Below are 8331 nucleotides of genomic sequence, written 5' to 3' on the forward strand. Positions count from 1 at the left end.
GGCGATGCCCATCGCCTCGATCTCGCTCTTCTCGGTGATGCCGAGCTGCTTCATCGCCTCGAGCTCGGCGGGGAGGCCATGCGTGTCCCACCCGAAGACGCGGTCGACCTTCTTGCCGCGCATGGTCTGGAAGCGCGGGAAGAGGTCCTTGGCGTAGCCGGTGAGCAGGTGGCCGTAGTGGGGCAGGCCGTTGGCGAAGGGCGGCCCGTCGTAGAAGACCCATTCCTCGGCGCCGTCGCGCTGTGCGATGGACGCGCGGAAGGTCTGGTCGGCCTCCCAGAACGCGAGCGTCTCCTGCTCGATGTCGGGGAAGCGCGGACTCGGGACGACGGGTGCAGGCGCCGCGTCGGCGGCGGGGCCGAAGGCGGAGGGGCGGGGGTAGGTCATCATCTCTCGCAGGTGCTCGCTCGTGTGCTTCCTGCCGGGACGATCGGTCCGGACGTGGGTCCAGGTCTACCGCGGTACCACCCTGCATTGACGGATGCCGGCAGACCGGCATCCCTCCCCTCTCACTGCGGCTGTGACGGGCCTGACCCGTTCGGTTCTAATGACGGGGGCTGGCCCCGCGTTCTTCCGAAGACTCCCCGGTGATGGCCGGATCGCAGTCGTTGGCCTTGATTCTACCCGCCTGCGGTGCGCTAGGCTGTGCCGAGCGTGGAAGCGCTCCCACGCTGACCGACCGCACCGAAGGCGACGATGCCCACTCCCCTGCGCCGCGACGGCGATCTCTCCCGCCGCACGTTCCTCCTGGCTGCCGGCGGCGTCGGCCTGACCGCGGCCCTCGCGGCGTGCACACCGGAGGGCGCGTCGACCACACCGCCGACCGGCTCGGCGTCGCCTTCGCCCTGGACCCCGCCTGCCGAGCCCCTGGCGTTCCCGGAGGGGTACACGTGGGGCGCGTCGACGAGCGCGTTCCAGGTCGAGGGCGCCCTGACCGCCGACGGCCGCGGGCCGTCGGTGTGGGACACCTTCGCGGCGCTCCCCGGCAGGATCAGCGACGGCTCGACCGGCGAGCCCGCCGCCGACCAGTACCACCGCTACGCCGACGACGTCGCCCTCATGAGCTCGCTGGGACTGGGCGCCTACCGCTTCTCGATCTCGTGGTCGCGCGTCCTGCCGACCGGCGCCGGCGCTGTCAACCAGCCCGGCCTCGACTATTACCGGCGTCTGGTCGACGAGCTCGTCGGCGCCGGCATCCGCCCCGCCATCACGCTGTTCCACTGGGACCTGCCGCAGGCGCTCCAGGATGCCGGCGGCTGGGCGTCGCGCGACACGGCTGCGCGCTTCGCCGACTACGCCGGGGTCTGCTTCGAGGCGCTCGGTGACGCGGCGCCGGACTGGCTGACCCTCAACGAGCCCAAGACCCACGCGTTCGTCGGGCACTGGTACGGCACCCACGCCCCCGGACTGCGCGACCCCGACACCGCTGCGGCGGCGGTGCACCACCAGCTACTGGCGCACGGGCTCGCCGTCCAGCGCTTCCGCGAGAGCGGCACCCCCGGCCGCATCGGGGCCGCGCTCAATCTGATCCCGGTGCGGGCGACCGAACCCGACTACCCCGAGGCGGCGACATGCACCGACGCACGCGAGAACCGCCTGTTCCTCGACCCGATCCTCAAGGGGTCGTACCCCGACGACGCGGTCGGCGACCAGCCCGGCCAGCTGCCCGCCGATCCCGCTGCGTTCCGCGCCCTGCAGCTGCCCGGGGACCTCGAGGTGATCTCGGCGCCCTGCGACCTGCTCGCCATCCAGTACTACGGCGTGACGGGCATCGACAGCCTCGGCCGCACCGTCGAAGTCGCCCGGACGTCGGCGGCGAGCTGGCAGCAGGTCGATCCGCAGGGTCTCTACGACCTGCTGGTGCGGCTGAAGGACGAATACCCGGCGATCCCGCTCATCATCACCGAGAACGGCATCCCCGACGCGACACCCGACCTCACCGTCGACGATCCTGATCGCGTCGCGTTCCTGCGCGCGCACTTCCAGCAGGCTGCCCGCGCGATCGGCGACGGCGTGCCCCTCGAAGGCCATTACGTGTCGTGTGGTCGCTGCTCGACAACTTCGAGTGGGCGGAGGGGTACACGCAGCGATGGGGCATCGTCGCGGTGGACTTCACGACGCAGGAGCGCACGCCGAAGAAGAGCGCCGGGTTCTTCGCCGACGTGATCGCCGCCAACGCGGTTCCGAGGGACTGACCGTCGCGGGAATGCCGGCGGCCGGCGCCAGGTTTCTGGACTCGTGCCAAGATTGACGTCCGTGACCGCAGCAGCACCAGAAGCCGCCATCGCTCCCGAGAGCGCCCCGACGCGCCGCGTCGCATGGGCCTCGATGGTCGGCACGTCCCTCGAATCCTTCGACTTCTACGTCTTCGCGTACTTCTCGGCGTACTTCGCCGGTCCGGCGTTCTTCGCGCCGCTCGGACAGTTCGGCGGCACGATGGCGTCGTTCGCGACGATCGCGCTCGCCTTCGTCATCCGCCCGATCGGCGCCGTCATCTTCGGCCACATGGGCGACCGGCTCGGCCGGCGCACGACCCTCCTGTGGACCGTCGGCATCATGGGCGTGGCGACCGGCCTCATCGGACTCCTTCCGACGTACGCCCAGGCCGGGTGGGTCGGAGCGTGGGCGCTCGTGCTGCTGCGCATCGTGCAGGGCCTGTCGCTCGGCGGCGAGTGGGGCGGTTCGATCCTGCTGGCGGCCGAGAGCTCCAGTCGCGTCAAGCGCGCGTTCTACGCGTCGATCCCGCAGCTCGGATCCCCGGTCGGCTCCACGCTGACCGCCGTCGTGTTCCTCGTCATGGCCTTCACGCTGTCCCCGGAGGATCTCGCGGCGTGGGGATGGCGCGTCCCGTTCCTGCTCGCCTTCCCGCTGCTGCTCGTCTCGCTCTACCTGCGCTGGTCGATCGACGAGACGCCCGTGTTCAAGGGCGTCGTGGCGCAGGACCGCCGCGACAAGGTTCCCTTCCTGTCGGTGTTCCGCAACGCGCCGACGGCGTTTCTCATCGCGGTCGGCGCGGCGCTGCTCGGCATCGGCTCCTACTCGCTGATGAACACCTACACGATGGAGTACGGGGCCACGCAGCTGGGCTACGACTACACGCAGCTGATGATCGCAACGACCATCGGGGCGCTCGTGCAGTTCGTGACGATCCCGCTGTTCGGCGTGTGGGCGACCCGCATCGGCTCGGCGAAGGTCGTCATGTGGGGGGCCCTCGGCACCCTGATCATCACGTTCCCGATGTACTTCCTGCTGCAGTCGGCGTCGTTCGGCGTGCTCGTCGGGATGATGATCATCGGCGGCATCATGCCCACGGCGGCCTGGGCAGCCCTCGGCGGCCTCATGAACGACCTCTTCCCCGACCACTTCCGGTACTCGGCCCTGTCGATCGCCTACGCGATCGCGGCGACGCTGAGCGGGTTCGTCCCGCTGATCACCCTCGGCCTCGGCGAGGGCACCGGCTACGCCTGGTGGCACCCCGGGATCGTGCTCGCGGTGCTGTCGGTCGTCACGCTCGTCTCCGCCTGGCTGGCGGCCCGCCGTCCGGTGGTCCCCGAGCTGGCGACCGATCCCGAGTCGGCGACCGTCACGGCCTGACGGCGAAGGACGAGCGGATGCCGGCGGCCTGGGCCGCCGGCATCCGGCGTTCCGGGTGCCGTTCACGCCCCGGTAGACTCGGACGACATCCCACACTCAGGCACGCTCACACAGTGCCGCACATATCGATCGAGGAGATCCATGTCCGACGCGCATATTCCGGAGAAGCCCGCATTGGAGGGCCTCGAGACCAAGTGGGATGAAGCGTGGAAGGCGCAGGGCACGTACCTGTTCGACCGCATCCGCGCCGCCGCGGCCGGCCGCGACGGCGTGTACTCGGTCGACACTCCCCCGCCCACCGCGTCGGGATCGCTGCACATCGGGCACGTCTTCAGCTACACGCACACCGACGTGAAGGTGCGTTTCGAGCGCATGCGCGGCAAGACCGTCTTCTATCCGATGGGCTGGGACGACAACGGCCTGCCGACCGAGCGTCGCGTGCAGAACTACTACGGCGTGCGCTGCGACCCCTCGCTCCCCTACGACGCCGACTTCACCCCGCCCTTCCAGGGCGACGCCAAGAGCCTCAAGCCGGCCGACCAGGTTCCGATCAGCCGCCGCAACTTCATCGAGCTCTGCGAGGCGCTGACCCTCGAGGACGAGAAGCACTTCGAGGACCTCTTCCGGCAGCTCGGCCTGTCGGTGGACTGGACCCAGACCTACCGGACGATCTCGGACGACACGATCCGCACGAGCCAGCGCGCGTTCCTGCGCAACATCGAGCGCGGCGAGGCGTACCAGTCGCTCGCCCCGACGCTCTGGGACATCGACTTCCGTTCGGCCATCGCCCAGGCGGAGCTCGAGGACCGCGAGCAGCAGGCCTCGTTCCACAAGGTCGCCTTCCACAAGACCGACGGCAGCGGCGACATCGTCATCGAGACGACGCGTCCCGAGCTGCTCGCCGCCTGTGTGGCGCTGGTGGCCAACCCCGACGACGAGCGCTACCAGCCCTACTTCGGCTCGACCGTGCGCACGCCAGTCTTCGACGTCGAGGTGCCGGTGCTCGCGCACCACCTGGCGCAGCAGGACAAGGGCACGGGCATCGCCATGATCTGCACCTTCGGCGATGTCACCGACATCGTCTGGTGGCGCGAACTCGATCTGCCCAACCGCACGATCCTGGGCATGGACGGCCGCGTGCTGCCCGACGCGCCCGAGGTCATCACCTCGGAGGCCGGGAAGGCCGCCTACGCCGAACTCGCGGGGAAGACCGTGTTCAGCGCCAAGAAGCGCATGGTCGAGCTGCTCGAGGAGTCGGGCGAGCTGCTCGAGGTGTCGAAGCCCTTCAGCCACCCGGTGAAGTTCTACGAGAAGGGCGATCGCCCGCTCGAGATCGTGTCGACCCGCCAGTGGTACGTCCGCAACGGCGCCCGCGACGCCGCCCTGCGCGACAAGCTCCTCGCACTCGGCAAGGGCATGAACTGGCACCCCGACTTCATGCGCGTCCGGTACGAGAACTGGGTCGGCGGCCTCACCGGCGACTGGCTCGTCTCGCGTCAGCGCTTCTTCGGCGTGCCGATCCCGGTCTGGTACGGCCTCGACGAAAACGGCGAGCGCGATTACGACCGCGTGCTCACGCCCGTGCTCGAGAGCCTGCCGGTCGACCCCACGACCGATGTGCCCCCGGGCTACACCGAAGAGCAGCGTGGCGTCCCGGGCGGGTTCGAGGGCGAGAAGGACATCTTCGACACGTGGGCGACCTCGTCGCTGACGCCGCAGCTGGCGGGCGGCTGGGACCGCGACCCCGAGCTGTGGAGCCTCGTCGCCCCCTTCGACGTGCGCCCCCAGGGTCAGGACATCATCCGCACCTGGCTGTTCTCGACGATGCTGCGCAGCGCCCTCGAGGACGACCGCGCACCGTGGACGGATGCCGCCATCTCGGGCTTCATCGTCGACCCCGACCGCAAGAAGATGTCGAAGTCCAAGGGCAACGTGGTCACGCCGGCCGACATCCTGTCGCAGCACGGCTCGGACGCCGTGCGCTACTGGGCGGCCTCGAGCCGCCTCGGGACGGACGCCGCCTTCGACCCGCAGAACCCGACGCAGATCAAGATCGGCCGGCGACTGGCGATCAAGGTGCTCAACGCCGCCAAGTTCGTGCTCTCGTTCCCGGTGCCCGAAGGCGCCGAGGTCACCCACGCGCTCGACGCGTCGATGCTCGCCGCACTCCACGGCGTGGTGCGCGAGGCGACGAAGGCGTACGAGAACTACGACCACGCGCGAGCCCTCGAGCTCACCGAGTCGTTCTTCTGGACGTTCTGCGACGACTACCTCGAGCTCGTCAAGGAGCGCGCCTACAACCAGACCGACGTGGGCCAGGCCTCCGCGGCCCTGGCACTGCGCCAGGCGCTGTCGGCGCTGCTGCGCCTGCTCGCCCCCGTGCTGTCTTTCGCGACCGAAGAGACGTGGTCGTGGTTCAACGAGGGATCCGTGCACACGGCCGCCTGGCCGGTCGCGCAGGACGAGGAGTGGGGCGACCCCGCCGTGCTGTCCGTGGTCGGAGAGGCCCTCATCGGCGTTCGGCGCGCTAAGACCGAGGCGAAGGTGTCGCAGAAGGCGCCCGTCGCGCGCGCGGTCATCGCCGGGCCCGAGGCATCCCTCGCCCTCATCCGGCTCGCCGAGGGCGATCTCAAGGCCGTGGGCCGCATCGCCGACATCGAGTACGCGGATGCCGACACGCTCGCGGTGACCGCGATCGAACTCGCCCCCCAGGAGGACTGACATGCAGCTCGGTACACGCTGGACCGCCGGAGAGCAGCCTCCGGCCGCCGTTCCGCAGGAGCTCCACGAGCAGCTCGCGGCTGTCGAGCGGGCCCTCCCGCCCGGCTCGCCGGTGCCGCACTGGACCCTGACGTGGCTCGAAGGCCGCCCGGTCGCCGAGCTCGACACCGGCGTGATCGTGACGATCGACCGCTCCGGAGCCGTCGTCGTGCGTCACGACGACGAGGACGAGTTCGCCTGACACCGCGGTGAAGGCCCACGAACCGCGGTTCGTGGGCCTTCGCCGTATGTCACGCGGCCGGCGCGGCCCCCGCCTCGGCGCCCGCCTCGCGCGTTCCGACGATCAGGAGCCGCAGCGCCACGAGCGTCGCCACTGCGACGACCACGCCCGAGATCACGAACGGGAGCTGCAGGCTCGCCCGCGACACGAGCCCGCCCAGCAGGGTCGCGATCGGGAAGATGCCCCACGTCAGCATGCGCGTGATCCCGAGCACACGACCGAACAGGTGCGGCGGGATGATCTGCTGCCGCAGCGCGCCCCACGGGACGTTCCACGTCGACACCGCGAACGCCATGAGCGCGTAGGCGGCGATGGCGAGCCCGACGTTGGGGGCGAGCCCCACCAGCACGGACGACACCGCGACGATGGCGTTGGCGCCGACCATCACCGGACCGCGGCCGAACCGGTCCACCAGCCGTGAGGCCAGCAGCGAGCCCACCAGCGCGCCGATGCCGATGCCGGCGGTGACGAAGCCGATCGCGACCGGGTCGACGTGGTGCACGTTGAGGAAGAACAGCACCGTGACGGCCTGCGCGAACGACAGGCAGCATCCGACGATCGAGGTGAACAGGACCATCGAGCGCAGGTACGAGTGGTGCCACAGGAACCGTACGGCCTCGCGCGCCGACACCGAGGACTGAGCGACCGGCGCGGGCACCGGCTCGGAGGTCGCGCCCGCGGGCGCCACATCGGGCGCGGTGGGGTCGGGCACCTGCTCGGGCCCGGACGCGGGCGCCCGCAGCGGGCGAGCCGCCGAGAGCGGCAGCATGAGGGCCAGCACGATGGGCACGAGATACGCCGCCCCGCCGACCCACAGCGGGACCGCCAGCGCGATGCCGAACAGCACGCCCCCGATGGGCGTCGCGATGAAGCTGTCGATCGTGATCTGCGCCGCCTGCATCCAGCCGTTCGCACGGTCGAGCTGCTCGCGCGTGACGACGCCCGGGATGACCGCGTTCGTGGCGTTGTCGAACAGCGTCTCGCCGAGACCGAACACGAGGGTGCCGGCGAACAGCGCCCAGATCGACAAGGTGCCCGTGACGGTGAGGACCGCGAGCACGAGAGCGGCCGCGCCGCGGAACGTGTTCGCGATCGCCATCACCACGCGGCGGTCGAAGCGGTCGACGATCATGCCTGCGGGCAGGCCGAACAGCAGCCACGGCAGGAAGGCCAGCGCGCCGAGCACCGAGATCATCAGCGGATCGTGGGTGAGCGTCGTCGCGACGAGCGGGACGGCGGTGCGACCGATGCCGTCGGCGAGATTGCTGAAGGCGGCCGCGGTCCAGAGCTTTCCGAAGTCGCGGCCGAGCGGGACCCTGCGTGCCCGCCCGGCCGACGCTCCGGCCTCCGGCGCGGTCTCGACGATGTCGCTCATCGCGGGAGGACACCGATGGCGGCGCGCGCCTCGGCCGCCGAACGGGCGCCGGCAGCGGCATCCTGCACCGCGACGGAACGGCGGCGGGCCGCGTCGGCGCGGCGCTCGAGGCGGGTCGCCACGAACGCGTCGAGAGCGGATGCCGCCTGCAGCAAGGCCCGGTCGAATGCGGTGGTGCGCGCGGCGCGGGACGACACGACGCGGTGGGCGGTGATGGTGGTCATGACTGCACTCCTAGTCTTCGAGTTCCGGAAGCGGGAACAGGTCGGCCCGGATGGTCACGGGCCGGACGTTCTCGCCGGTCTGGTTGCGGTACTTGTCCACGGCGTCGTCGATCAGCGCCATGATGTTGCGGGAGAGC

The 8331-nt window shown here is 70.5% G+C and carries 7 protein-coding genes and 1 pseudogene; 5 read left to right on the plus strand and 3 right to left on the minus strand.

Going from position 1 to position 8331, the window contains the following annotated elements:
• Positions 1–387: class I tRNA ligase family protein (locus ACTHNQ_RS19565; RefSeq protein WP_440335604.1), on the minus strand; the 387-nt coding region annotated here is incomplete at its 3' end.
• A 309-nt stretch (positions 388–696) separates the two neighbouring features.
• On the opposite strand from ACTHNQ_RS19565, the pseudogene ACTHNQ_RS19570 reads away from it, so the two are divergent.
• From ACTHNQ_RS19570 to ACTHNQ_RS19590, 5 genes and pseudogenes are all read left to right on the plus strand, one after another.
• Positions 697–1971 (plus strand): annotated as a pseudogene (locus ACTHNQ_RS19570) (family 1 glycosylhydrolase); the annotation flags it as partial.
• A gap of 68 nt (positions 1972–2039) precedes the next feature.
• Positions 2040–2195, plus strand: a complete 156-nt coding sequence (locus tag ACTHNQ_RS19575; protein WP_440335598.1) for a family 1 glycosylhydrolase — start codon at positions 2040–2042, stop codon at positions 2193–2195.
• A gap of 61 nt (positions 2196–2256) precedes the next feature.
• Positions 2257–3594 carry an MFS transporter gene (locus ACTHNQ_RS19580; protein ID WP_440335599.1) on the plus strand — a complete coding sequence of 446 codons (1338 nt, stop codon included), beginning with the start codon at positions 2257–2259 and terminating at the stop codon, positions 3592–3594.
• 141 nt (positions 3595–3735) lie between these two features.
• Positions 3736–6315: a valine--tRNA ligase gene (valS, locus tag ACTHNQ_RS19585; RefSeq protein ID WP_440335600.1), complete on the plus strand. Its 2580-nt coding sequence runs from the start codon at positions 3736–3738 to the stop codon at positions 6313–6315.
• A 1-nt stretch (position 6316) separates the two neighbouring features.
• Positions 6317–6556 carry a hypothetical protein gene (locus ACTHNQ_RS19590; RefSeq protein ID WP_440335601.1) on the plus strand — a complete coding sequence of 80 codons (240 nt, stop codon included), beginning with the start codon at positions 6317–6319 and terminating at the stop codon, positions 6554–6556.
• Positions 6557–6605: 49 nt separating this feature from the next.
• Here the strand turns inward: ACTHNQ_RS19590 and ACTHNQ_RS19595 are convergent, their stop codons facing one another.
• Positions 6606–7970, minus strand: a complete 1365-nt coding sequence (locus ACTHNQ_RS19595; protein ID WP_440335602.1) for an MFS transporter — start codon at positions 7968–7970, stop codon at positions 6606–6608.
• Positions 7967–8194, minus strand: a complete 228-nt coding sequence (locus ACTHNQ_RS19600) for a hypothetical protein (RefSeq protein WP_440335603.1) — start codon at positions 8192–8194, stop codon at positions 7967–7969. Before ACTHNQ_RS19600 ends, ACTHNQ_RS19595 begins: the two co-directional genes overlap by 4 nt.
• Between the last annotated feature and the right edge of the window lie 137 nt (positions 8195–8331).

This window comes from Microbacterium sp. (assembly GCF_051953575.1).
Taxonomy (GTDB): Bacteria; Actinomycetota; Actinomycetes; order Actinomycetales; family Microbacteriaceae; genus Microbacterium.